Annotated in this window: 16 protein-coding genes; 3 read left to right on the forward strand and 13 right to left on the reverse strand. The window is 72.5% G+C overall.

The window, feature by feature from the left end; all coding sequences use genetic code 11:
* Positions 1-149: 149 nt before the first annotated feature.
* The 6 genes from serA to ACZ404_RS36115 all read right to left on the reverse strand — a co-directional run bounded on the left by serA (position 150) and on the right by ACZ404_RS36115 (position 10,138).
* Positions 150-1,739 (reverse strand): phosphoglycerate dehydrogenase, encoded by a 1,590-nt coding sequence (gene serA, locus ACZ404_RS36090; RefSeq protein ID WP_468447496.1) that lies wholly within the window; start codon positions 1,737-1,739, stop codon positions 150-152.
* A gap of 282 nt (positions 1,740-2,021) precedes the next feature.
* Positions 2,022-3,020, reverse strand: coding sequence for a ketol-acid reductoisomerase (gene ilvC / locus ACZ404_RS36095; RefSeq protein ID WP_468447498.1), 999 nt, complete (start codon positions 3,018-3,020; stop codon positions 2,022-2,024).
* Positions 3,021-3,140: 120 nt separating this feature from the next.
* Positions 3,141-3,665 (reverse strand): acetolactate synthase small subunit, encoded by a 525-nt coding sequence (gene ilvN, locus ACZ404_RS36100; RefSeq protein WP_055708145.1) that lies wholly within the window; start codon positions 3,663-3,665, stop codon positions 3,141-3,143.
* Between the two features lie 22 nt (positions 3,666-3,687).
* Complete coding sequence (locus tag ACZ404_RS36105; protein ID WP_468447500.1) at positions 3,688-5,535, reverse strand: acetolactate synthase large subunit; 1,848 nt, start codon at positions 5,533-5,535, stop codon at positions 3,688-3,690.
* A 254-nt stretch (positions 5,536-5,789) separates the two neighbouring features.
* On the reverse strand, positions 5,790-8,810 hold the full coding sequence (locus ACZ404_RS36110) for a putative bifunctional diguanylate cyclase/phosphodiesterase (RefSeq protein ID WP_468447502.1): 3,021 nt from the start codon (positions 8,808-8,810) through the stop codon (positions 5,790-5,792).
* A 374-nt stretch (positions 8,811-9,184) separates the two neighbouring features.
* Positions 9,185-10,138, reverse strand: coding sequence for a 2-hydroxyacid dehydrogenase (locus ACZ404_RS36115; protein ID WP_468447504.1), 954 nt, complete (start codon positions 10,136-10,138; stop codon positions 9,185-9,187).
* Positions 10,139-10,214: 76 nt separating this feature from the next.
* Here ACZ404_RS36115 and ACZ404_RS36120 point away from each other — a divergent pair, with 76 nt between their 5' ends.
* Together ACZ404_RS36120 and ACZ404_RS36125 are read left to right on the forward strand one after the other, a co-directional pair.
* Positions 10,215-11,213 carry an aldo/keto reductase gene (locus tag ACZ404_RS36120; RefSeq protein ID WP_468447505.1) on the forward strand — a complete coding sequence of 333 codons (999 nt, stop codon included), beginning with the start codon at positions 10,215-10,217 and terminating at the stop codon, positions 11,211-11,213.
* A 468-nt stretch (positions 11,214-11,681) separates the two neighbouring features.
* Positions 11,682-12,842, forward strand: coding sequence for a PQQ-dependent sugar dehydrogenase (locus ACZ404_RS36125; protein ID WP_468447507.1), 1,161 nt, complete (start codon positions 11,682-11,684; stop codon positions 12,840-12,842).
* Positions 12,843-12,875: 33 nt separating this feature from the next.
* Here ACZ404_RS36125 and ACZ404_RS36130 read toward each other — a convergent pair whose 3' ends face one another.
* The 6 genes from ACZ404_RS36130 to ACZ404_RS36155 all read right to left on the reverse strand — a co-directional run bounded on the left by ACZ404_RS36130 (position 12,876) and on the right by ACZ404_RS36155 (position 20,445).
* Positions 12,876-15,920 (reverse strand): helix-turn-helix transcriptional regulator, encoded by a 3,045-nt coding sequence (locus ACZ404_RS36130; protein ID WP_468447585.1) that lies wholly within the window; start codon positions 15,918-15,920, stop codon positions 12,876-12,878.
* 152 nt (positions 15,921-16,072) lie between these two features.
* Positions 16,073-16,267 (reverse strand): hypothetical protein, encoded by a 195-nt coding sequence (locus ACZ404_RS36135; RefSeq protein WP_468447509.1) that lies wholly within the window; start codon positions 16,265-16,267, stop codon positions 16,073-16,075.
* A gap of 195 nt (positions 16,268-16,462) precedes the next feature.
* Entirely contained in the window at positions 16,463-17,008 is a 546-nt protein-coding gene (locus ACZ404_RS36140) for a hypothetical protein (RefSeq protein WP_468447511.1), read from the reverse strand.
* A gap of 35 nt (positions 17,009-17,043) precedes the next feature.
* Positions 17,044-17,619 (reverse strand): GNAT family N-acetyltransferase, encoded by a 576-nt coding sequence (locus ACZ404_RS36145; protein WP_468447513.1) that lies wholly within the window; start codon positions 17,617-17,619, stop codon positions 17,044-17,046.
* The gene (locus ACZ404_RS36150; protein WP_468447515.1) at positions 17,597-19,828 is read right to left on the reverse strand and encodes an MMPL family transporter; all 2,232 of its coding nucleotides are present in this window, start codon (positions 19,826-19,828) and stop codon (positions 17,597-17,599) included. The genes ACZ404_RS36145 and ACZ404_RS36150 overlap by 23 nt, the downstream gene beginning before the upstream one ends.
* A gap of 251 nt (positions 19,829-20,079) precedes the next feature.
* A complete protein-coding gene (locus ACZ404_RS36155) occupies positions 20,080-20,445 on the reverse strand; it encodes a hypothetical protein (protein ID WP_468447516.1) in 366 nt (121 codons plus the stop codon).
* A gap of 183 nt (positions 20,446-20,628) precedes the next feature.
* Here ACZ404_RS36155 and ACZ404_RS36160 point away from each other — a divergent pair, with 183 nt between their 5' ends.
* Positions 20,629-21,429 carry a methyltransferase domain-containing protein gene (locus ACZ404_RS36160; RefSeq protein ID WP_468447518.1) on the forward strand — a complete coding sequence of 267 codons (801 nt, stop codon included), beginning with the start codon at positions 20,629-20,631 and terminating at the stop codon, positions 21,427-21,429.
* 49 nt (positions 21,430-21,478) lie between these two features.
* Here ACZ404_RS36160 and gatB read toward each other — a convergent pair whose 3' ends face one another.
* Complete coding sequence (gene gatB / locus ACZ404_RS36165) at positions 21,479-22,993, reverse strand: Asp-tRNA(Asn)/Glu-tRNA(Gln) amidotransferase subunit GatB (RefSeq protein WP_468447520.1); 1,515 nt, start codon at positions 22,991-22,993, stop codon at positions 21,479-21,481.
* Positions 22,994-23,002: the final 9 nt, after the last annotated feature.

A 23,002-nucleotide genomic window follows, 5' to 3' on the forward strand; every position in this document is an offset into this window, starting at 1 on the left:
GCCGGATCTTCTCCAGGAAGTCCTTGGCTCCCTCAGGGTCGGCGGCCAGCATGAAGCTGAGCTACTCCAGCCCCCCCCCCCCCCCCCCCCCCCCTACCTCCCCCCCCCCCCCCCCCCCCCCCCCCCCCCCCCGCGATCCGTCAGGATCCTCAGACCAGGTTCACCGACCGCGCCGACGTGGCCCCGATCTCCGAGGCCACCTCACCGAGCACACCCGGCGCCACCGTGTCGTCCACGGTCAGCACGGCGAGGGCCTCGCCGCCCACCGCCGCGCGGGCGACCTGCATGCCGGCGATGTTGATGCCCGCCTCGCCGAGGATGCGGCCGACGGTGCCGACGACACCCGGGCGGTCCTCGTAGCGCAGGACGACCATGTGGTCGGCGAGCGCGAGGTCGACGTCGTAGTCGCCGACCGCGACGATCTTCTGGACGTGCTTCGGGCCGGCCAGCGTGCCGGAGACCGACACCTCCTCGCCGGTGCCCAGCGTGCCGCGCACGGTCACCACATTGCGGTGGTCCGCCGACTCGGAGCTGGTGGTCAGCCGCACCTCGACCCCACGCTCCTGCGCGAACAGCGGGGCGTTGACGTAGGACACCGTCTCGTCGACGACGTCCTCGAAGACACCCTTGAGCGCGGACAGCTCCAGCACCTTCACGTCGTGCTGCGTGATCTCGCCGTAGACCTCGACGTCGAGGCGGACCGCGACCTCGCCCGCGAGGGCGGTGAAGATGCGGCCGAGGCGCTCGGCGAGCGGCAGGCCCGGCTTGACGTCCTCGGCGATGACACCGCCCTGGACGTTCACCGCGTCCGGCACCAGCTCGCCGGCGAGCGCGAGCCGCACCGACCTGGCGACGGCGATACCGGCCTTCTCCTGCGCCTCGTCCGTCGACGCGCCCAGGTGCGGGGTGCACACGACCTGGTCCAGCTCGAACAGCGGCGAGTCGGTGCACGGCTCCTTGGCGTACACGTCCAGGCCGGCGCCGGCGACCCGGCCCTCCTTCAGCGCCGCGTACAGCGCCGCCTCGTCGACGATGCCGCCGCGCGCGGCGTTGACGATGCGCACGCTCGGCTTGACCTTGCGCAGCGCCTCGTCGCCGATGAGGCCGAGGGTCTCGGGGGTCTTGGGCAGGTGGACGGTGATGAAGTCGGAGACCTCGAGCAGCTCGTCCAGGGACAGCACCTTGACGCCCATCTGCGCGGCCCGGGCGGGCTGCACGTAGGGGTCGTAGGCGACGACCTTCATGCCGAAGGCGGACATGCGCTGCGCGACGAGGGCGCCGATGCGGCCCAGGCCCACGACACCGAGGGTCTTCTCGGCCAGCTCGACGCCCGTGTACTTGCTGCGCTTCCACTCGCCGTTCTTCAGCGCGGCGTTGGCCTGCGGGATGTGGCGGGCGGTGGCGACGAGGAGGCCGCAGGCCAGCTCGGCTGCGGTGACGATGTTGGAGGTGGGGGCGTTGACGACCATTACGCCGGCCTTGGTGGCGGCGGAGACGTCGACGTTGTCCAGGCCGACGCCGGCTCGCGCGACGACCTTGAGCTTCTTCGCCGCGGCGATGGCCTCGGCGTCGACCTTGGTGGCGGAACGGATCAGGATCGCGTCGACGTCGGCGATGGCGGGGAGCAGTTCGGCTCGGTCGGCTCCGTTGCAGTGCCGGATCTCGAAGTCCGGGCCCAGTGCGTCGACGGTCGCGGGCGAAAGCTCTTCGGCGATGAGTACGACGGGTTTCGAGCTCACGAGAGGTCCTCACAAGTCCAATGCGGACGGCCGTCCCGACGGCCGCTGGCGGTGGAGGGGGGCTAGCCGCGGAAGACGCACGACGCTGTGGGCCTGACGCGTTGTTGTGCAGCAGTGTAGTGGCGCCGCGGTCCTCGCTTTACGCCACCGCGGAAGTATCACCCGGACGGGAAACTACATTTCGTAGTCCTGCCGGCAGTTGTCGAAGTCCTTCCGGCCGTGGTGGAACCGGTTGTGGAACAGGGGGCCGGAGCAGTGTGCCCCGACCCCCTGACGCGAGGCTTACGCCTCCTCGTTCACCCAGCTCATCAGCTTGCGCAGCTGCTTGCCGGTGGTCTCCAGCAGGTGCTCGGAGTCCTGCTGCTTGTACTCGTTGTACTTCTTCAGACCGCCGTGGTACTCGTCCATCCACTGCCTCGCGAAGGTGCCGTCCTGGATCTCGGCGAGGACCTTCTTCATCTCGGCCTTGGTGGCCTCGGTGATGATGCGGGGGCCGGTGACGTAGTCGCCCCACTCGGCGGTCTCGGAGATGGACCAGCGCATCTTCTCCAGGCCGCCCTCGTACATGAGGTCCACGATCAGCTTCAGCTCGTGCAGGCACTCGAAGTAGGCGATCTCCGGCTGGTAGCCGGCCTCGGTCAGGGTCTCGAAGCCCGCCTTGACCAGGGCCGCGGTACCACCGCAGAGGACGGCCTGCTCACCGAACAGGTCGGTCTCGGTCTCCTCGGTGAAGGTGGTCTTGATGACGCCGGCGCGGGTGCCGCCGATGCCCTTGGCGTACGACAGGGCGAGCGCGAAGGCGTTGCCCGAGGCGTCCTGCTCGACGGCGGCGATGCAGGGAACGCCGCGACCCTCCTCGTACTGGCGGCGGACCAGGTGGCCCGGGCCCTTGGGGGCGACCATGCAGACGTCGACGCCGGCCGGGGGCTTGATGAAGCCGTAGCGGATGTTCAGGCCGTGGCCGAAGAACAGGGCGTCGCCGTCGTTCAGGTTCGGGGCGATGTGCTCCTCGTAGACCTGGGCCTGGATCGGGTCCGGGACCAGGATCATGATGACGTCGGCCTCGGCGGCGGCCTCGGACGGCGTCACCACGCGCAGGCCCTGCTCCTCGGCCTTGGCCTTGGACTTGGAGCCCTCGTGCAGACCGACACGCACGTCGACGCCGGAGTCGCGCAGCGACAGCGCGTGGGCGTGACCCTGGCTGCCGTAGCCGATGACCGCGACCTTGCGGCCCTGGATGATGGACAGGTCGGCGTCAGCGTCGTAGAACAGCTCGGCCACTTTGGGTTCTCTCCTTGGTGTGCAGGTTGTGCGTCCCACCGTATGCCGGTGAGGGGACGGGAAGTCTCGGGGTCTCGGCATACGGGCGACCGGCAGCGCGCCGACCGCCCGTTTCCAGCCTTACGCGGATCGGTCCAGCGCGCGCAGCGAACGGTCCGTGATCGAGCGGGCGCCGCGGCCGATCGCGATCGTGCCCGACTGGACCAGTTCCTTGATGCCGAACGGCTCCAGCATCTTGAGCATGGCGGACAGCTTCTCGCTGGATCCGGTGGCCTCGATGGTCACGGCCTCCGGGGAGACGTCGACCGTCTTGGCGCGGAAGAGCTGGACGATCTCCACGATCTGGGAGCGGGTCTCGTTGTCGGCGCGCACCTTCACCAGAACGAGTTCGCGCTGCACGGCCTGACCCGGCTCCAGCTCGACGATCTTCAGCACGTTGACGAGCTTGTTGAGCTGCTTGGTGACCTGCTCCAGCGGCAGGTCCTCGACGCCCACCACGATGGTGATGCGGGAGATGTCGGGGTGCTCGGTGACGCCGACCGCGAGCGAGTCGATGTTGAAGCCGCGGCGGGAGAAGAGGGCCGCGATCCTGGCCAGGATGCCCGGGGTGTTCTCCACCAGGACGGAGAGCGTGTGCTTGGACATGGTCTTTTTACGTCTCTCTCGCTCAGTCGTCTTCGTTGTCGCCGAAGTCGGGGCGGACGTCCCGGGCGGCCATGATCTCGTCGTTGGAGGTGCCGGCGGCGACCATCGGCCACACCATCGCGTCCTCGTGGACGATGAAGTCGATGACGACCGGGCGGTCGTTGATGGAGTTGGCCTCCGCGATGACCTTGTCCAGGTCCTCGGGACGCTCGCAGCGCAGGCCCACGCAGCCCATCGCCTCGGACAGCTTCACGAAGTCCGGCACCCGGGTGCCTCGGGCCTCGGGGTTGATGTCCTCCGGGCCGCTGTGCAGCACGGTGTTGGAGTAGCGCTGGTTGTAGAACAGGGTCTGCCACTGGCGGACCATCCCGAGGGCGCCGTTGTTGATGATGGCGACCTTGATCGGGATGTTGTTCAGGGCGCAGGTGGTGAGCTCCTGATTGGTCATCTGGAAGCAGCCGTCGCCGTCGATCGCCCAGACGGTGCGCTCCGGCTGCCCGGCCTTGGCGCCCATGGCGGCGGGGACCGCGTAGCCCATCGTTCCGGCGCCGCCGGAGTTCAGCCAAGTGGCGGGCCTGTCGTACTGGATGAAGTGGGCGGCCCACATCTGGTGCTGGCCGACGCCCGCGGCGAAGATCGTGCCCTCGGGCGCGAGCTGCCCGATGCGCTCGATGACGGCCTGCGGGGACAGCGAGCCGTCCTCGGGCTGGTCGTAGCCGAGCGGGTAGGTCTCGCGCCAGCGGTTGAGGTCGCTCCACCAGGCGGTGTAGTCGCCCTGGTGGCCCTCGCTGTGCTCCTTCTGCACGGCTTGGACCAGGTCGGCGATGACCTCGCGGGCGTCGCCGACGATCGGCACGTCCGCGGCGCGGTTCTTGCCGATCTCGGCGGGGTCGATGTCGGCGTGGACGATCTTGGCGTACGGGGCGAAGCTGTCCAGCTTGCCGGTGACGCGGTCGTCGAAGCGGGCTCCGAGGGCGACGATCAGGTCGGCCTTCTGCAGCGCGGTGACGGCGGTGACCGCACCGTGCATGCCCGGCATTCCCACGTGCAGCGGGTGGCTGTCGGGGAACGCGCCGAGCGCCATCAGGGTGGTGGTGACGGGCGCTCCGGTGAGTTCGGCGAGGACCTTCAGCTCGGCGGTGGCCTGCGCCTTGATGACGCCGCCGCCGACGTAGAGGACGGGCCGCTTGGCGGAGGTGATGAGCTTCGCGGCCTCGCGGATCTGCTTGGCGTGCGGCTTGGTCACCGGCCGGTAGCCGGGCAGGTCCATCACCGGCGGCCAGGAGAAGGTGGTCTTCGCCTGCAGGGCGTCCTTGGCGATGTCGACCAGGACCGGGCCGGGGCGGCCGGTGGAGGCGATGTGGAACGCCTGCGCGATGACGCGGGGGATGTCCTCGGCCTTGGTGACGAGGAAGTTGTGCTTGGTGACGGGCATCGTGATGCCGACGATGTCCGCCTCCTGGAAGGCGTCCGTGCCGATCGCCTTCGAGGCCACCTGGCCGGTGATCGCGACGAGCGGCACCGAGTCCATGTGCGCGTCCGCGATCGGGGTGACCAGGTTGGTCGCACCGGGGCCCGAGGTCGCCATGCAGACGCCGACCTTGCCGGTGGCCTGCGCGTAGCCGGTGGCCGCGTGGCCGGCGCCCTGCTCGTGCCGGACCAGGACGTGGCGGACCTTGGTGGAGTCCATCAGCGGGTCGTACGCCGGAAGGATCGCACCGCCGGGAATGCCGAATACCGTCTCAGCGCCGACCTCCTCGAGGGAGCGGATGAGGGACTGCGCACCCGTGACGTGCTCGACGGGGGCGGACTGCTGTCCTCCGGATCGGGGCCGCGGCTGCGGATGGGCCCCGGTGGCCTGCTCGGTCATCGGCATTCTCTTCTCGATGCTGAGGGTTTGTTCGAGGTTTGTACGACGTACGGCTCGGGCTCTGCCGGAGTTCGACTTGTGCCCGTGCAACAAAAAACCCCTCGTGCCGGGAGGCAAGCGAGGGGAGCGCGCCGGTGAAGGTCGCTGGGTGTTCCGGACGTTCTCCGGTGGGTCCCAGCTCAGCCGACGCGCTGTCCAAGTACGAGAATTCGGGTGCGCATGGCACTGACCCTCCCCCCGGCACGCACCACGTGTCAAGTGGGTGGGACGGGAGTCTCATTATGTGAACGAAGGGCACTGCCACCTCCGATGACGGCGGACACCCCTCCGGTGTACACCCCCGGGCCCCCGCCCGCGAACGCCGGTTCGGCGGGGGTGTGCGGGACCGGATAGTGGCCGGATCCGAGCGCTCGGCGCAGCCGGTACTCGTCCAGCGGCCCCGCGAACGCCATGCCCTGGCCGTGCGTGCATCCCATCGCGCGCAGGGCGGCCACCTGCTCGGGCAGGTCCACGCCTTCGGCGACGGACTGCAGCCCGAGGTCGTCGGCGATGCGGAGCAGTCCACTGGTGATCTTGTGCATCCGCGGGGACTCCACGACGCCCTCGACCAGGCTGCGGTCGAGCTTGAGGATGTGCACGGGCAGTCTTCTCAGGGCGGTGATGGCCGCGCAGCCGCTGCCGAAGCCGTCGAGCGCGATCCGCACCCCGAGCCGGCTGAGCGCGGTCAGGCGCCGCTCCAGCTCGTCCAGCGACGTCCGGGAGTCGGTGTCGGCGAGCTCCACGACCAGCGCGCCGGGCGGCAGCCCGTGCCGGGTGAGCAGGGCCTCCACGGAGCCGAGCGGTTCCCCGCGGTCGAGCAGCCTGCGTGCGCTCATCCGCACGGTGACGGGGACGACGATGCCGGCGGTGGCTCGCTCGGCGGCCTGCTCCACCGCCTCCTTGAGGGTCCAGCGGTCCAGCTCCGCGGTCTTGTCGCCGTCCTCGGCGACCCGCAGGAACTCGGCCGGGGTGAACAGCACCCCCTGGGAGGAGCGCCAGCGGGCCTGGGCGCACACCGATGTGATCCGGCCGTTCTCCAGGCACACCACCGGCTCGTGCAGCAGCGCGAACTCGCCGTCGTGCAGCGCCGAGCGCAGCCGGGTGGCCAGCTCGGCCTTGCGGACGACGTCCTGCTGCATCTGCGGCCGGTACAGCTCGACGCGGCCCTTCCCGGCGGCCTTCGCCCGGTACATGGCGAGGTCGGCGTTGCGCAGCAGCTCGCCCGCGCCGAGGCCCGGCTCGGCGAAGGCGACGCCGATGGAGGCGTTGACCCGGACATCGTTGCCGTCGATGGCGTACGGCTGGGAGAGGGTCGCCCTGAGGCGGTCGGCGAGCTCCAGGATGTTGCGCTCGCGGGCGGCACGGTCGCAGGTGCCGTCCCCGGCGATCAGGGCCGCGAACTCGTCGCCGCCGAGCCGGGAGGCGGTGTCCCCCTGCCGGACGGCGTCCTGGAGTCTGCGGGCGGCCTGGACGAGCAGCTCGTCCCCGGCCTGGTGCCCGATCGTGTCGTTGACGGCCTTGAAGCCGTCCAGGTCGATGAAGAGCACGGCCGTGCCGCGCAGGGCGGCGCCCCGGTCGGTGGCGCGGCGGCCGGTCAGGGCCTGCTGGACGCGCCGGGTGAACAGCGCGCGGTTGGGCAGGTCGGTGAGCGGGTCGTGCTCGGCGTTGTGCTGCAGCTGGGCCTGCAGCCGCACCCGTTCGGTCACGTCCCGGCTGTTGAAGATCAGCCCGCCGTGGTGGCGGTTGACGGTGGACTCGACGTTGAGCCAGCCGCCGTCGCCGGAGCGGAACCGGCACTCGATGCGGGTGGTGGGTTCCTCCAGCGGGCTGACGGCGAGGAAGCGGCGCACCTCGTGCACCACGCAGCCCAGGTCCTCCGGGTGGATCAGCGCGGCCAGTTCGGTGCCCACCAGCTCCTCGGCGGGCCGTCCGTAGACCCCGGCGGCGGCCGGGGAGACGTACCTCAGGACGCCGTTGGGCGCGGCGATCATGATGACGTCGCTGGAGCCCTGCACCAGGGAGCGGAAGTGGTTCTCCGCCTGCGCCAGCTCCTGCGTGAGGGTGATGTTGTCCAGCAGCATGATGCCCTGGCGGATGACGAGCGCCAGCACGACGGCGCCCGCGGTGATCAGCACGACGTGGTCGGGCCTGCGGCCGTTGAGGACGCTGTAGAGAATGCCGAGGGTGCACACGGCTGCGGCGAGGTACGGGGTGAGCGCGGCGAGGGATCCGGTGAGCGGGCGGCCGGCCGGGTAGCGGCTGTGGTCGCTGCCGGGGGCGGGTGCGGCCGGGTGCGGGTGGGCCGCGCCGCGCTGGCCCGGCACGTGCTCGTGGACCACGCGCGTGTGCCCGTCCGGCACGTGCCGCTCGGCCTCCTGTGCCCCGCGGCGGCGCGGGGCGGCCCAGGGGGCGTAGGCGAGCAGCAGCGAACCGGCGAACCAGCCCGCGTCCAGCAGCTGTCCGGAGTGGTAACTGCTGTGCAGCAGGGGCGAGGTGAACAGCGCGTCGCACATGACGGTGAGGGCGAGCGCGCCGATCGCGGTGTTCACCGCCGTGCGGTTGCCCGGGGAGCGGCGGAAGTGCAGCGCGAGCACCATGCTGACCAGTGCGATGTCGAGCAGCGGGTACGCCAGCGACAGCGCGGTGTGCGCCACGCTCGGCCCGTCGAACCGGGCGGCCTGGGCGAGGGCGAGGCTCCACGACAGGGTCAGCAGGGAGCCGCCGATCAGCCAGGCGTCCAGCCCCAGGCAGATCCAGCCCGCCCGGGTCACCGGCCGCTTGGCGAGGACCAGCAGGCCCACGATGGCCGGGGGCGCGAAGCACAGGAAGAACAGGTCGGCGTAGCTCGGGCTGGGCACGGGCCGGTCGAGGACGACCTCGTACCACCCCCAGACCGCGTTGCCCAGGGCCGCCATCACCGAGGAGAGCGCGAACAGCAGCCAGGCCGGGCGGAAGCGCACCCGGGGGCTGCGCGCGTAGCGGAAGCAGGAGACGGCGGCGGTGCCGGCCGCGGCGCTCAGTCCGAAGTCGCCCATGACGAGGGCCAGTTCCTGTGAGCCCCAGTCGAAGGTGGACCCGATGGCGTAGGCCCCGCAGATCAGGGCGAGGACGAGCTGAGGAACCAGCCGCGATCCGGGGCCGGCGGCCGGCGGACGGGGCGGCGGCAGCGCCCCCGACGAGGGCGCCGTGCGCAGCGCTCCGTCGAGGGGGGTGGTCACGGAGGGCGGCGCGTTCACCGGGGCCTCCCGGTCTGCGCCGCTCCCCGGTCCCGCGGGTCCCGGTGCGCATGCCTCCTGCGTCCGCCCGGCCTGCGGTGGTGGGTGTGGTGGCCGGTGTGATGGCCGCGCCTGCGCGTGGCCGTGCGCCAGGGTCGCCGCCGGCGGCTCCGCCGCGTCGGATCGTTCGTCCATAGGCCGTGCATCGCCCGTCGCCCCCCTCACAGATCTGAAATGTCCATCCCCGGCGCCGAACGGTCAGCGGCGCTGCCCCTGTCCGGGACGATACACCAGGATCGTCACTCAGGGACATAGCTTCTCTACGCTCCGTGACGAGTGAGGGAGGGTCGGACACCGTCCGCGTCCGGAGGATTGCGGAGCGTACCGGAGCTGGATTACGCCCCTGTGGTGAGGATCACGTTCCGCAGGGGCTCGTGGTTCACGAAGCGGGTGAGCTGGTCCACGAGCAGCCGCTTGGCGCGCGGCAGGAAGGCCGAGCTGGGCCCGCCCACATGGGGGCTGATGAGCACGCCGGGCGCCTGCCACAAGGGATGTCCCGGGGGCAGCGGCTCGGGGTCCGTCACGTCCAGGGCCGCGGTGAGGCGGCCGGTCTCCAGCTCCGCGAGCAGGGCCTTGGTGTCGACGACGGGCCCGCGGGCCACGTTCACGAGCAGCGCCCCGTCCTTCATCCGGCCGAGGAACTCGGTGTCCACCAGACCCCTGGTCTGCTCCGTCAAGGGCGTGGAAAGGATCACGACATCGGCGTGCGGAAGCAGTGAGGGCAAATCGGTGAGCGGATGCACCAGACCGCGCGCCGTGGTGCGCTCGGAGCGCGCAACGCGCGCCACCCGCGCGAGTTCAAAGGGCGCGAGCCGGTCCTCGATGGCGGCGCCGATCGCGCCGTAGCCGACGATGAGGACGCTCTTGTCGGCGAGGGAGGGGTGGAAGGAGCTCTGCCAGCGCTCCTCCGCCTGCGCGCGCACGAACTGCGGGATGCCGCGCAGCGAGGCCAGGGTGAGGGCCAGCGCGAGCTCGGCCGTGCTCGCCTCGTGCACGCCCCGCGCGTTGCAGAGCCGCACGCCCGGCCGGATGACCGAGAGCCGGGCGGTGACGTCGTCGACGCCGGCCGTGAGCGTCTGGATGACCTGGACGCCGGTCAGGTGCTCCAGCGGGCGCACCTTCACCGGCCACCGCTTCATGTACGGCACCACGTACAGGACGCAGTCCGCCGGGTCGCCGGGGAACTCCTGGTCGCCGTCCTCGCCGCCGTCCCAGAACAGGTACCGGGGCCCCTCGGGCAGCCCCTCGATCTCCTCCGGCGCGATGGGAAGCCATACGTCTGCAGTCATGGGAAGGAGGCTATGTCAGCCGTACTGGTGTGCGGGGGTTAGGTTGGGGGCCCGGACGAGGGAGGTTCACGGGCACGTGGAGCGCAGGACGATCGGCGCGGGGGCGCTCGCGGTGGGGGCCGTCGGACTCGGGTGCATGCCGATGAGCTGGGCATACAGCACCTCGCGGCAGCGGGGGGACGAGTCGCTCAGAACCGTGCACCGGGCGCTTGACCTCGGCTCCACGTTGCTGGACACGGCCGACATGTACGGCCCGTTCACCAACGAGCTGTTGCTGGGGCGGGTGTTGAAGGAGCGGCGCCAGGACGCCTTCGTGTCGACGAAGGTGGGGCTGCTGGTGGGCGAGCAGCACATCGTGGCCAACGGGCGCCCCGGGTATGTGAAGCGGGCCTGCGACGCCTCGCTGCGGCGCCTGCAGACGGACGTGATCGACCTGTACCAGCTGCACCGCGCCGACCCCGAGGTCCCGGTCGAGGAGACATGGGGTGCGATGGCCGAGCTGGTGCGGGCCGGGAAGGTGCGGGCGCTGGGCCTGTGCGCGGTGGGCGCCCGGGCCGGACGCCGGCCGGGGGCCCGGCTGCACGACGCCACGCTGCGCCGGCTGGAGCGGGTGCAGCAGGTGTTCCCGGTGAGCGCGGTGGAGGCCGAGCTGTCGGTCTGGTCGCCGGAGGCGCTGGAGGCGCTGCTGCCGTGGTGTGCGGCGCGGGGCGTGGGCCTCCTCGCGGCGATGCCGCTGGGCAACGGCTTCCTGACCGGAACGCTGACTCCCGGTGAGGGCTTCGAGCCGGACGACGTGCGCGCCCGGCACCCGCGGTTCACGGCCGAGATGATGGCGGCCAACCAGCCGATCGTGGCCGGTCTGCGCCGCGTCGCCCGCCGGCACGGCGAGGGTGTCACCGCCGCCCAGGTGGCGCTGGCCTGGGTCCTCGCGCAGGGCCCTCAGGTGATCGCGCTGCCCGGCGCCAAGCGGGCCCGCTGGGCGCAGGAGAACGCGGCGGCCGCGGCCCTGCGGCTGACGCCCGAGGACCTGACGGAGCTGTCCCGGCTGCCGGGGGCCCAGGGGTCGTGGGACTGACGGGCGGCGGGCCCGAGCTGACGCCAGGGTCGTGGGACCGGCGGGCGGCGGGCCCTGGATGACGCCAGGGTCGTGGGACTGACAGGTGGCGGGCCCAGGATGACGCCAGGGTCGTGGGACCGGCGGGCGGCGGGCGGCGGGCGGCGGGCGGCGGGCGGCGGGCCCAGGATGACGCCAGGGTCGTGGGACTGACCGGCGGCGGGCCCGAGGTGACGTCAGGGTCCTGCAACCGTCCACCGGCTCCCGAACGGCGGCCGGCCGACGGCACCGGCGTCCGGGGCCGGAACCGGCGGCCGGGTCCTCGAGCGAGACGTGCCCTGCAACCGGCCGCGCGGGACGCCCCGTCCGGCGGCGCGGGTCCCGATCCGAGGGTTCCGCATGCCGCGGACCCCGCCCGGGAACCCGGGCCGGCTCATGCGGTGTATGAGAGAGGGAGAGCGTTCGCCGGATCACCGCCTCGAAGGGACCATGATCGTGCAACGTCGAGCTGTGTCGGCCGTGCTGGCCGCGACCGCGCTCCTGCTGACGGCGGGCTGCTCCTCCGGGGACGGCGGACCACCCGCCGGTCACGGGAGCACGACGTCACCGGGCAAGGCCGCCTCTTCCGCCCGGGCCACCGAGTCGGCACCGCCCGCCAAGGGCTCGGTGAAAGTGCTGCGCACGGTGGCCGAGGGTCTGAAGACGCCGTGGGGACTGGCGCCGCTGCCCGGCGGGGGCCTGCTGGTCTCCTCCCGGGACGACGGCACGATCACCCGGATCGACACGAAGACCGGGAAGAAGACGGAGCTGGGCCAGGTGTCCGGGGTCTCCCCGGCCGGCGAGGGCGGGCTGCTGGGCATCGCCCTGTCCCCCGACTACGCCTCCGACCACATGATCTACGCCTACTTCACCTCCGCCTCGGACAACCGCATCGTCCGGATGCTCTACGACGAGCGCAAGCCGGCCGGTGAGCAACTCGGGGCGCCCGACACGGTGTTCAAGGGCATCCCCAAGGGCGTGATCCACAACGGCGGCCGGATCGCCTTCGGCCCGGACAAGATGCTGTATGCCGGCACCGGCGAGAGCGGCGACCGGGGCCTCGCCCAGGACAAGAAGTCCCTGGGCGGCAAGATCCTGCGGATGACCCCGGAGGGCGAACCGGCGCCGGGCAACCCCTTCCCCGGCTCGGTGGTGTACTCCTACGGCCACCGGAACGTGCAGGGGCTGGCCTGGGACGACGAACAGCGGCTGTTCGCCTCGGAGTTCGGGCAGGACACCTGGGACGAGCTGAACGCGATCAAGCCGGGCGGCAACTACGGCTGGCCCGACGCCGAGGGCAAGTCCTCCGACGCCGCCTTCCAGAACCCGGTGGCCCAGTGGCACACCGACGACGCCTCGCCCAGCGGCATCGCCTACGTCGACGGCGTGATCTGGATGGCGGGCCTGAAGGGGGAGCGCCTGTGGCGCATCCCCCTGCGGGGCACCAAGGCCTCGGCGCCCCCGCAGTCCTTCCTCCAGGGCGAGTACGGCCGCCTGCGCACGGTGGTCGCGGCGGGCGGCGGCACGGTGTGGCTGGTGACGAGCAACACCGACGGCCGGGGGAACCCGAAGAAGGGCGACGACCGGGTGCTGGAGGTGCGGGTGCGGTAAGGGGGCGGGGTGCCCGGCCTCCATGAGCGGCCCCTACCCCGCCACCAGCCGGTCCTCCGCTCCCGGCGGGAACAGCCCCAGCCGGTGCGCCACCGCCGCCGCCTCGCCCCGGCCCGCGACGCCGAGCTTGGCCAGGATGTTGGAGACGTGGACGCTCGCCGTCTTCGGGGAGATGAACAGCTCCTCGGCTATCTGACGGTTGGTGCGCCCGGCCGACACCAGGCGCAGCACGTCCCGCTCCCGGCTGGTCAGTCCCAGCGCCTCGGCCGGGTCGGCCGGCGCCGGGGCCTGGCGCGGGGCGCGGGTGAGGGGGAGCCGGGCGCGCTGGGCGAGCCGTGCGACCGCGTCGGCGAGCGGGCGGGCGCCGAGGTGCTCGGCGACGGCACCGACCAGCCGGAGCAGTTCCACGGCGCGCTCCCGCTCGTCCTCGCCACCCTGGGTGAGCAGGGCCCGGGCCAGGCGGTGGCGGACGCGGGCGAGGTCGTAGGGACGGTCCAGGCACTCGAAGGCGGTGACCGCCTCCGACCAGACGCAGACGGTGTCCCGTCCCTCGGCGCGGAGCAGTTCGGCGCGGGTCCACCGGTCGTAGGCCGCCCACAGGGGTGCGCCCGTGGTGAGCGTGCGGACCGCCGCGAAGAGCCGGTCGAGCAGCTCCGCCCGGCCGGGCTCGGCGGCGGGCAGGGTGCGGGCGTCGGCCTCGGCGGTGGCGGCGGCCAGCAGCAGGGGCCAGGCATAGCGCTGGGTGCCGGCCGGGAGACCCGACTCCAGAGCGGCGAGCAGCTCGGCGCGGGCGTCGAGGATCCTGCCCTCCGCGGCTGCCACGCCGATGGCGACGCGGGCGACGGGCAACCACTGCTGGGGCATCGGGTCGTGGGTGCCGTAGCGGGCGCGGGCGGTGGCGAGGTGGCGGGCGGACTCGGCGATGTCGCCGCGCGCCAGGGCGAAATGGGCCAGGCGCAGGGCACCCGCGCCCTGGGGCTTGGCGCTGTGGCCGACGCGGATGGCGTTGCGGGCGGCCTCGGCGGCCTCCTCCCACTGGCCGAGCGCGTACAGCGCGTCGGAGAGGTTGCCCCACACCCACGCCTCGGCGTCGAGCAGCCCGTACTTCCGGGTGTAGGCCACGCCCGCGCGCAGGACGGGCTCGGCCTCCCGGTCCCGGCCGACGCTCTGCAGCAGGGACGGCAGGTTCACATGGGCGCGGCCGGCCACGTCCGTGAAGCCTTCGGCCAGGGCGTCCGTCATGACCTGCCGCATCTCGGCGAGCCCGGCCTCGACGTCGCCGGCGTCGACCGTGAGGCCGCCCAGGGTGAGGCGGGCGTTCAGCTCGATCTCGCGGGCGCCGACCATGCGCGCGTACTCCACGGCCCGCTCGGCGGCGGCGAAGGCCTCGGGGCCCGGCCGGTGCAGCATGGACCAGTTGGCGGCGAGCGCGAGGACCTCGGCGTGCACCTCGGAGGGGGGCAGGCCGCGCACCAGGTCCTGGGCGGTGGACAGTTCCCGCCATCCGTCGCCGCGGGCGAGGGCCTGGACGAGCCGGGAGCGCTGCACCCAGAACCAGGCGGCGCGCTGGGGGTCGGGCTCGTCCTCCAGCAGCCGCAGCGCCCGCTTGACGATCTTCAGGGCGCGTTCCCGCTCCCCGCCGAAGCGGCCCGCGGCCGCGGCCTCGGCCATCAGGTCGAGGTAGCGCAGCGGGGTGGTGGCCGGGTCGCAGCCGCAGGGAGGGTAGACGTCGGTGTAGTCGACCGGGCGCAGGGCGGAGCGGACCTCCTCGGGGGTGGTGTCCCACAGCTCCATCGCCCGCTCCAGCAGGCGCAGTTGCTCGGTGTAGGCGTGCCGGCGGCGGGCCACGACGGAGGCGGCCAGGACGGCGGGCAGGGCCCGGGCGGCGTCCCGGGCGTGGTACCAGTGGCTGGCCAGGCGCATGACGCGCTCGTCGGCGGGGGCGAGCGTGACGTCGGTTTCGAGGGCCTCGGCGTAGCGGCGGTTGAGGCGGGAGCGCTCGCCGGGCAGCAGGTCGTCGGCGACGGCCTCGCGGACCAGGGCGTGCCGGAAGCGGTAGCCGTCGCCGGCCGGGGTGACGGTGAGCAGGTTGGCGCCGACGGCGGCCCGCAGCGCCTCGATGAGGTCGTCCTCGGAGAGCCGGGCGACGGCGGCGATCAGCCGGTACTCCACGGTGCAGCCGCCCTCGGCGACGATCCGGGCGACCTGCTGGGCGCTCTCGGGCAGCGCCTCGACGCGCACCAGGAGCAGGTCGCGCAGCGAGTCGGTGAGGCCGGTGCAGCTGCCCTCCCAGGCGGCGACGGCGAGTTCCTCGACGAAGAAGGCGTTGCCGTCGGAGCGTTCGAAGATCTCGTCGACCTTGGCGGGGTCGGGTTCGGTGGCGAGGATCCCGGCGATCTGGCGGGCGACCTCCTCGCGGGTGAACCGGGCGAGTTCCAGGCGGCGGACGGTGCGCAGCCGGTCGAGTTCGGCGAGCAGGGGGCGCAGCGGGTGGCGGCGGTGGATGTCGTCGGCGCGGTAGGTGGCGAGGACGAGGAGGCGGCCGGTGCGCAGGGTGCGGAAGAGATAGGCGAGGAGGTGGCGGGTGGAGGCGTCGGCCCAGTGCAGATCCTCGAGGACGAGTACGACCGTGCGCTCGGCGGCGGCCCGCTCCAGCAGCCGCACGGTGAGTTCGAACAGGCGGGCCATGCCCTGTTCGTCGTGCCGGCCGGCGGGGGCCTCGCCGAATTCGGGGAGCAGCCGGGCCAGTTCCTCCTCCTGCCCGGCCGCGGCGGCGGCGAACTCCTCGGGGAGGGCCTCGCGCAGGGTGCGCAGCGCGGTGGTGAAGGGGGCGAAGGGCAGCCCGTCGGCACCGATCTCCACGCAGCCGCCCACGGCGACGACCGCCTTGCCGCGGCAGGCGGCCGTGGCGAACTCCTCGACGAGGCGGGTCTTGCCGACCCCCGCCTCGCCGCCCAGCAGCAGCGCCTGCGGCTCGCCCGCGGCGGCACGGGCGAGCGCATCGTTGAGCGTGTCCAGTTCGTCGGTGCGGCCGACGAACACGGGACTGACGGACCTGGTTTCCACGGGCCCGAGCATCGCACGGGGCCGGGAGGCCGGGGCACCCGTTTTCCACAGCTCCGGTGCGATGGTCATATTGATGGACGGACCCGTGCGCGGAAGGGGCGTACCGGCGGCCGGGAGAGTCGTACCACTCGGGCCCGTGCCGCCGGCGCCCGCCGGCCCGGTGCTCACGCGGTGCGCGGCAGCCGGTGCCGTCGCGAGCGGCCGGTATGGCTCTCGGCGCCCGCCGTGGCGTGGCGGGCCGCCTCCTCGCGGCGGGCGGCGCGTACGGCCTCGCGGGCCAGGCGCTCCTGCTCGGCCGTGCGGCGCAGCTCGGCGGAACGCATCCGGTGCAGGTCGAGTTCGTACAGGGCGGCGTGCATGGCAGGTCCTCCGGGAGAGTCGGTGGGGCGTCGCGTTCTGCGATGCCTCCACCCTCGTCGCCCAGGGGGGTGCGCCACATCGGGAGAGTTCCGCATCTTCGAGCGCGGGGCGGGCCCCGGACGCGGGTAAGGGGGCCTCAGAGGCTCCGCATGGTGGGTACGGATTCCCTAAGGCCCCCGGGGACCTGCGGTTTCTCAGCCCGTCGAGGGCAGGGCGAGCAGCGCGTCGGAGTACTTCAGGACCGCCAGCAGCAGGCCGACGACGCCGAGCGAGACGCCCGCCCAGGCGACCGACTTGATCCAGGCGGCCTGCGGGCGGCCCGGCGCCCCGAACGCGGGCCGGGCGAGCACGACCACGCCGGTGAGCAGCGCGGCCAGCGCGAACAGGCCGGCCCACAGGGCGGTGGTGTGCCAGGCGTCGCCGTAGACCTCCTTGACCTGCTTGGCGACGCTCGCGTTGGAGGCGGTCTGCAACTGGCCGACGAGGGTCTCGCGGGCGGCGGCGACGGTGCCGATCCAGCCACCGCTGAGCGAGACCAGGCCCAGCGCGGCGGAGACGACGGCACCGGCGCCCTGACCGACCCCGGAGGGCCGCTTGTCCTCACCGTTCTCGGCGCCCTCGGCGGCCTGCGCGGCCTCGGCTTCCCCGCCGGCCTCGGCCCGGGGCTCCGTCTCCTCCGGTGTCTCCTCCGGTGCCCGCTCGTCGTCGGTCTTCGTCACGTCCACTGTCTTCGTTGCCATGCCGGGCACCGTACGGACGCTGTCTGAGAAGTCCCTTAATGATCGTTGTGACGACTCCGCGCGCGTGCCTCCCGCCACTCGGGGGCGAGCACCGACCAGATCTCGGTACTGGTGCGCACGCCCCGGTGGGGGTAGTTCTCGCGCAGGACGCCCTCGCGGGTCATGCCGAGCCGCCGGGCCACGTTGATGCTGGGCTCGTTGGCCGAGGACACGTGCCACTCCACCCGGTGCATGCCGCGCTCGTCGAACGCCCAGTCGAGCAGCACCCGCAGCGCGCGCGTGACCAGGCCCCGCCCGGCCGCCGCCGGTTCCAGCCAGCAGCCGGCCTCGCAGACCCCGCTCGGGGTGTCCCACACCCGGAACAGCACGCCGCCGACCAGCGTGCCGTCGAGCCAGATGCCGTGCAGGGCGCCGGCGTCGGCGGCGCGCTTGTCGGCGTACGACCGGATCCAGGCGCGGGCGCCGTCCAGGTCGGACACCACGTCGGGCAGGCCGATGTGCCGGCCGATGAACTCCCGCCCCCGGTCGATGTCGGCGAGCAGCTCCTCGGCGTGCCAGACCTCCAGCGGGCGCAGTTCGGCACCGTCGTCACCCAGGGATATCGCGTACATCGTGTTCCTGTTCCTCCCGCAGTTCCGCCACCGAGACCTCGCCGAGCCTCTCATGCGCGGCGCGGCACTCGGGCGGCTCGATGCTGATGCGCGGCAGCCGGCGCTCCAGCCAGGCCGGCAGCCACCAGTTGGCGGCGCCGAGCAGATGCATCAGGGCGGGCACGAGCAGCGTGCGCAGCACGAAGGCGTCGAGGGCGACGGCGGAGGCCAACGCGATGCCGAACATGGCGATCACGCGGTCACCGCTGAGCACGAAGGCGAGGAACACCGAGATCATGATGACCGCGGCGGAGTTGATCACCCGGCTGGTCTCGGCGAGGCCGACCCGTACCGCGCGCCGGTTGTCGCCGGTCTCCAGCCACTCCTCGTACATCCGGCTGACCAGGAAGACCTGGTAGTCCATGGAGAGCCCGAAGAGGACCGCGACCATGATGACGGGCAGGAAGGGTTCGATGGGTCCGGCGCGGCCGAGGCCGAGGAGTTCGCTGCCCCAGCCCCACTGGAAGACGGCGACGACGATGCCGAACGCGGCGGCGACGGCGGCGATGTTCATCACGGCGGCCTTCAGCGGGATGCCGAGCGAACGGAAGGCGACGAGCAGCAGCAGACAGCCGAGCCCGATGACCACCCCGACGAACAGCGGCAGCTTGCCGACGATCACATCCGCGAAGTCGTCGTAACTCGCCGTGACGCCGCCGACCGCCACGTCGAGGGAGGTGCCGGTCTCCGCGCGCGGGAGCACCTCGGTGCGCAGCCGGTCGACGAGTTCGCTGGTGCGCTGCGACTGGGGCGCCGAGCCGGGGACGACGGTGAGGTAGGCGGTGTCGCCCTCGCTGTTGAACGTCGCCGGGGTGACGGCCGCGACGTCGCGGGTGGCGCGCAGGGTGGTGTCGAGGGTGTCAAGGGCGAGCTTGTCGTCCCCGCCGTCCACCCGTGTCACCAGGGTCAGCGGGCCGTTCACGCCGGGGCCGAAGCCCTCGGCGAGCAGGTCGTAGGCCTGCCGGGTGGTGGAGGTGCGGGGGTCGTTGCCCTGGTCGGAGGTGCCGAGGCGGAGGCCCAGGGTGGGCAGCGCGAGCACCGCGACGACGACGACGGCGAGCGCGCCGAGCAGTTTGGGCCGGCGCTCGACGAACGCGGACCAGCGGGCGGCGACACCCGTGGGCAGCTCCGGCTGCGGCCCGTGCTCGGCGAGCCGGCGCCGTTCGCGGCGGCTGAGGGCGCGCGCTCCGATGTACGACAGCAGGGCGGGCAGCAGTGTCACGGAGGCCGCCACGGTGAGCACCACGGTCAGCGAGGCGGCGACCGCGACGCCGTTGAGGAAGCTCAGGCGCAGTATCAGCATGCCCAGCAGGGCGATGCACACGGTCGCACCCGCGAAGACAACCGCGCGTCCGGTGGTGGCGACGGCGTTCGTGGCGGCTTCGGTGGCGCTCAGGCCGCGTTTCAGGCCACGCCGGTGGCGGGTCACGATGAACAGGGCGTAGTCGATGCCGACGCCGAGGCCGATCAGCATGCCGAGCATCGGCGCGAAGTCGGCGACGTTCATGGCGTGTCCGAGCAGCTCGATCCCGGCGTACGCGGTGCCGACGCCGACCAGGGCGGTGGCGATGGGCAGCAGGGACGCGGCGAGCGAGCCGAAGGCGACGAACAGCACGACGGCGGCGACGGCCACGCCGACCACCTCGGCGGTGTGGCCCCGCGAGGGGGCGGTGAGCCCGATGGCACTGCCGCCCAGCTCGATGCGCAGCCCGTCCCGCTCGGCGGCCCTGGCGGTGCGGACGACGGCCTCGGCCTCGGACTTCCTGATGTCCTCCGCCTGCCGGGTGAAGGTGACGGTGGCGTAGGCGGTGTGGCCGTCCTCGCTGATCCGGTGGGCGCCGTGGCGGCCGTACGGTCCGGCCACCGAGGCGACACCGGGCAGGTCGGCGATCCGGTCGAGGGTGCGGGTCATCCTGCGCTTGACGCCGTGCGCCCGGACGGTGCCGTCGGTGGTGCGCCAGACGACGGTGTCGCTGTCCCCGGCCAGGCCCGGGAAACCCTTCTTCAGCAGCTGGGCGGCCCGCCCGGACTCGGTGCCCGGCACGTCGTAGTGGTTGGAGTACGCCCCACCGGCCACGGCGGCGGCCACGGTGGCCCCTCCGAAGGCGATCAGCCAGAGCAGGACGGCGACCAGGCGGTGCCGGACACACCAACGGGCGAGGGCTGCCACGAACGTGCTCCCAGAGAACGATGTATGGATCTTTGGCAGGGAATCATCGTCCATGAACGGAACAGCCCGCAAAGAACACATGAATGTGCGCAGGACACTCTTGCAGGCGAAAGTGATCGTTTGCCGCGTTCGTGGGCCTGACGAAGGAGAGTGGGAGGGACGTCACAGGACAGTGACGCGAACTCTGTCGTATCGTCGCTCGTTTCGGTCCCTTTTGTTCACTTGCGGCGCGTGAGGCGGCAGGGACCGCCTCAGTCGAACTGGTCGCCCAGCGCCATCACCATCGCCCCCGCGACCAGCAGCCACAGCGCGCGGCGGGTGCGGCCGCGGTGGCCGAGGACGGCGGCGAGCGCACACACGGCTGCGCCGGCGGCGTAGGCGGCGGGAACGAGGAGCGGCGCGGCGCCGGTGAGCCGGAGCAGGGCGGCGGCGAGCCCGGCGAGGCAGAGCAGGGCTCCGGTGCCGGCCGCCGTCCAGCGGGCCCGCCGAGCCTCGGCGACGTCGTCCACCGGGTCGTCCACCAGGTCGTCCACCAGGTCGTCCGCCGGATCGTCCGCCGCGTCGGTCACGGCGGGTTCCATGCCGGGACCGGTGCCGGAATCGATGCGTCCACTCATGGCCGGTGAGCGTAGTACCCGTGGCTCGGCAATTCGGATGCGGTGCGCGCGGGCGGCTGTTAGCGTCCCGCCGTCCGCCGCCGGCCCATCGCCGCCGACCGAAGCAGGTGCATTGTTTGACGGTCCGACCGAGCTCCCACGCATCCCTCTTCCGTACGAAGGAACCAAGGAGCCCGTTCACCGATGCCCGACATCACCCCGAACGACCCGGACCTCTCCCTGACTGACCGCCTCACCCTGCCGCGCTACCCCCGCAGCAGCGGCTACGACGCCCGCTGGGCCGTCGAGAACCAGATGGGCCCGCACGCGCTGTGGCTGCTGGAATGGCTGGCCCCCGCGCTGGGGCTCGACCGGCTGCCGCCCGGCGCCCGGGTGCTCGACCTCGGCTGCGGGCGTGCCATGACGTCCGTCTTCCTGGCCCGGGAGTACGGCGTCCAGGTGGTCGCCGCCGACCTGTGGGTCAAGCCCGACGACAACGCCGCACGCATCGCCGAGGCGGGCGTCGCCGACCGGGTGCTGCCGGTGTTCGCCGAGGCGCACGACCTGCCCTTCGGCGAGGCCTGCTTCGACGCCGTCGTGTCGGTCGACGCCTACCAGTACTTCGGCACGAACGACCTGTATCTGCCCACCGTGGCCCGGCTGCTGAAGCCGGGTGGGCGGATCGGGGTCGTCGTGCCGTCGCTGCGGGAGGAACTCGACGGGACCGAGCCGCCCGCGCATCTGCGGGAGCACTGGGACCCGGCCTTCTGGGCGTTCCACTCCCCCGCCTGGTGGCGGCGGAACTGGACGCGCACGGCCGTGACCGTCGAGACCGCCGACTGGCTCCCGGACGGCTGGCGCGACTGGCTGCTGTGGAGCGAGGTGTGCGCCGAGGAGAGCCCGAGCGGGTTCATGGCGGGCATGGCGCGCGAGTCGGTGGAGCTGCTGAACGCCGACCGGGGGCGGCTGCTGGGCTTCGCCCGCATCGTGGGCCGCCGCGGGTAGCGGTGCGGCCCCGGGGGGCATCCCTCCGGGGCCGCACGGCAGAACCTGCTCAGCCCTCGCTGACGCCCAGCTTCTGAAGGATCAGCTCCTTGACGCGGGCCGCGTCGGCCTGGCCGCGCGTGGCCTTCATGACGGCGCCGACCAGGGCGCCGGCCGCGGCCACCTTGCCGCCGCGGATCTTGTCCGCGACGCCCGGGTTGCCGGCGATGGCCTCGTCGACGGCCGCGGTCAGCGCGCCCTCGTCGGAGACGACCTTCAGGCCGCGCTTGTCGACGACCTCGTCCGGGGTGCCCTCGCCCGCGAGGACGCCCTCGATGACCTGACGGGCCAGCTTGTCGTTCAGGTCGCCCTTGGTGACCAGCTCGGTGACCCGGGCGACCTGCTGCGGCGTGATCGGCAGCTCGTCCAGGGCCTTGCCCGACTCGTTGGCGCTGCGCGCCAGTTCGCCCATCCACCACTTGCGGGCGGAGGCCGCGTCGGCGCCGGCGTCGATCGTGGCGACGATCGGGTCCAGCGCGCCGGCGTTGAGGATCGCCTGCATGTCGGTGGCCGAGATGCCCCACTCGGCGAGCAGCCGGGTGCGGCGGGCCAGCGGCAGCTCGGGCAGCGCGGCCCGGATCTCCTCGACCCACGCGCGGGAGGGGGCCACCGGGACGAGGTCGGGCTCCGGGAAGTACCGGTAGTCCTCGGCCTCCTCCTTCACGCGGCCCGAGGTCGTCGACCCGGTGTCCTCGTGGAAGTGGCGGGTCTCCTGCACGATCGTGCCGCCGGAGGACAGCACGGCCGCGTGCCGCTGGATCTCGAAGCGGGCCGCGCGCTCCACGGACCGCAGCGAGTTGACGTTCTTGGTCTCCGAGCGCGTGCCGAACTTGTCGCTGCCCTTGGGCATCAGCGACAGGTTGACGTCGCAGCGCATCTGGCCCATCTCCATGCGGGCCTCGGACACGCCGAGGGCCCGGATGACCTCGCGCAGCTCACGGACGTACGCCTTCGCCACCTCGGGGGCGCGCTCACCGGCGCCCACGATCGGCTTGGTGACGATCTCGATGAGCGGGATGCCCGCGCGGTTGTAGTCCAGCAGGGAGTGGGACGCGCCGTGGATACGGCCGGTGGCGCCGCCGACGTGCGTCGACTTGCCGGTGTCCTCCTCCATGTGGGCGCGCTCGATCTCCACGCGGAAGGTCTCGCCGTCCTCCAGCTGCACGTCGAGGTAGCCGTTGAAGGCGATCGGCTCGTCGTACTGGGAGGTCTGGAAGTTCTTCGGCATGTCCGGATAGAAGTAGTTCTTCCGGGCGAAGCGGCACCACTCGGCGATCTCGCAGTTCAGCGCGAGACCGATCTTGATCGCCGACTCGACGCCGGTCGCGTTGACGACCGGGAGCGCGCCGGGCAGGCCGAGGCAGACGGGGCAGGTCTGGCTGTTCGGCTCGGCACCGAGCGCGGTCGAACAGCCGCAGAACATCTTGGTCCTGGTGCCGAGTTCGACATGGACCTCGAGGCCCATGACGGGGTCGTACGACGCCAGTGCGTCCTCGTACGACACCAGGTCGGTCGTGGTGGTCACGGTGAAAAC

The sequence above is a fragment of the Streptomyces sp. NPDC030798 genome (assembly GCF_055572275.1).

What these genes read in the sequence shown, in the direction of transcription:
- ACZ404_RS36125 (WP_468447507.1), top strand. Translation starts at nt 11,682, where the DNA reads ATGATCGTGCAACGTCGAGCTGTGTCGGCCGTGCTGGCCGCGACCGCG.
- ACZ404_RS36115 (WP_468447504.1), bottom strand. Translation starts at nt 10,138, where the DNA reads ATGACTGCAGACGTATGGCTTCCCATCGCGCCGGAGGAGATCGAGGGG.
- ACZ404_RS36155 (WP_468447516.1), bottom strand. Translation starts at nt 20,445, where the DNA reads ATGAGTGGACGCATCGATTCCGGCACCGGTCCCGGCATGGAACCCGCC.
- ACZ404_RS36160 (WP_468447518.1), top strand. Translation starts at nt 20,629, where the DNA reads ATGCCCGACATCACCCCGAACGACCCGGACCTCTCCCTGACTGACCGC.
- ilvN (WP_055708145.1), bottom strand. Translation starts at nt 3,665, where the DNA reads ATGTCCAAGCACACGCTCTCCGTCCTGGTGGAGAACACCCCGGGCATC.
- ACZ404_RS36130 (WP_468447585.1), bottom strand. Translation starts at nt 15,920, where the DNA reads ATGCTCGGGCCCGTGGAAACCAGGTCCGTCAGTCCCGTGTTCGTCGGC.
- ACZ404_RS36140 (WP_468447511.1), bottom strand. Translation starts at nt 17,008, where the DNA reads ATGGCAACGAAGACAGTGGACGTGACGAAGACCGACGACGAGCGGGCA.
- ACZ404_RS36105 (WP_468447500.1), bottom strand. Translation starts at nt 5,535, where the DNA reads ATGACCGAGCAGGCCACCGGGGCCCATCCGCAGCCGCGGCCCCGATCC.
- ACZ404_RS36135 (WP_468447509.1), bottom strand. Translation starts at nt 16,267, where the DNA reads ATGCACGCCGCCCTGTACGAACTCGACCTGCACCGGATGCGTTCCGCC.
- ACZ404_RS36145 (WP_468447513.1), bottom strand. Translation starts at nt 17,619, where the DNA reads ATGTACGCGATATCCCTGGGTGACGACGGTGCCGAACTGCGCCCGCTG.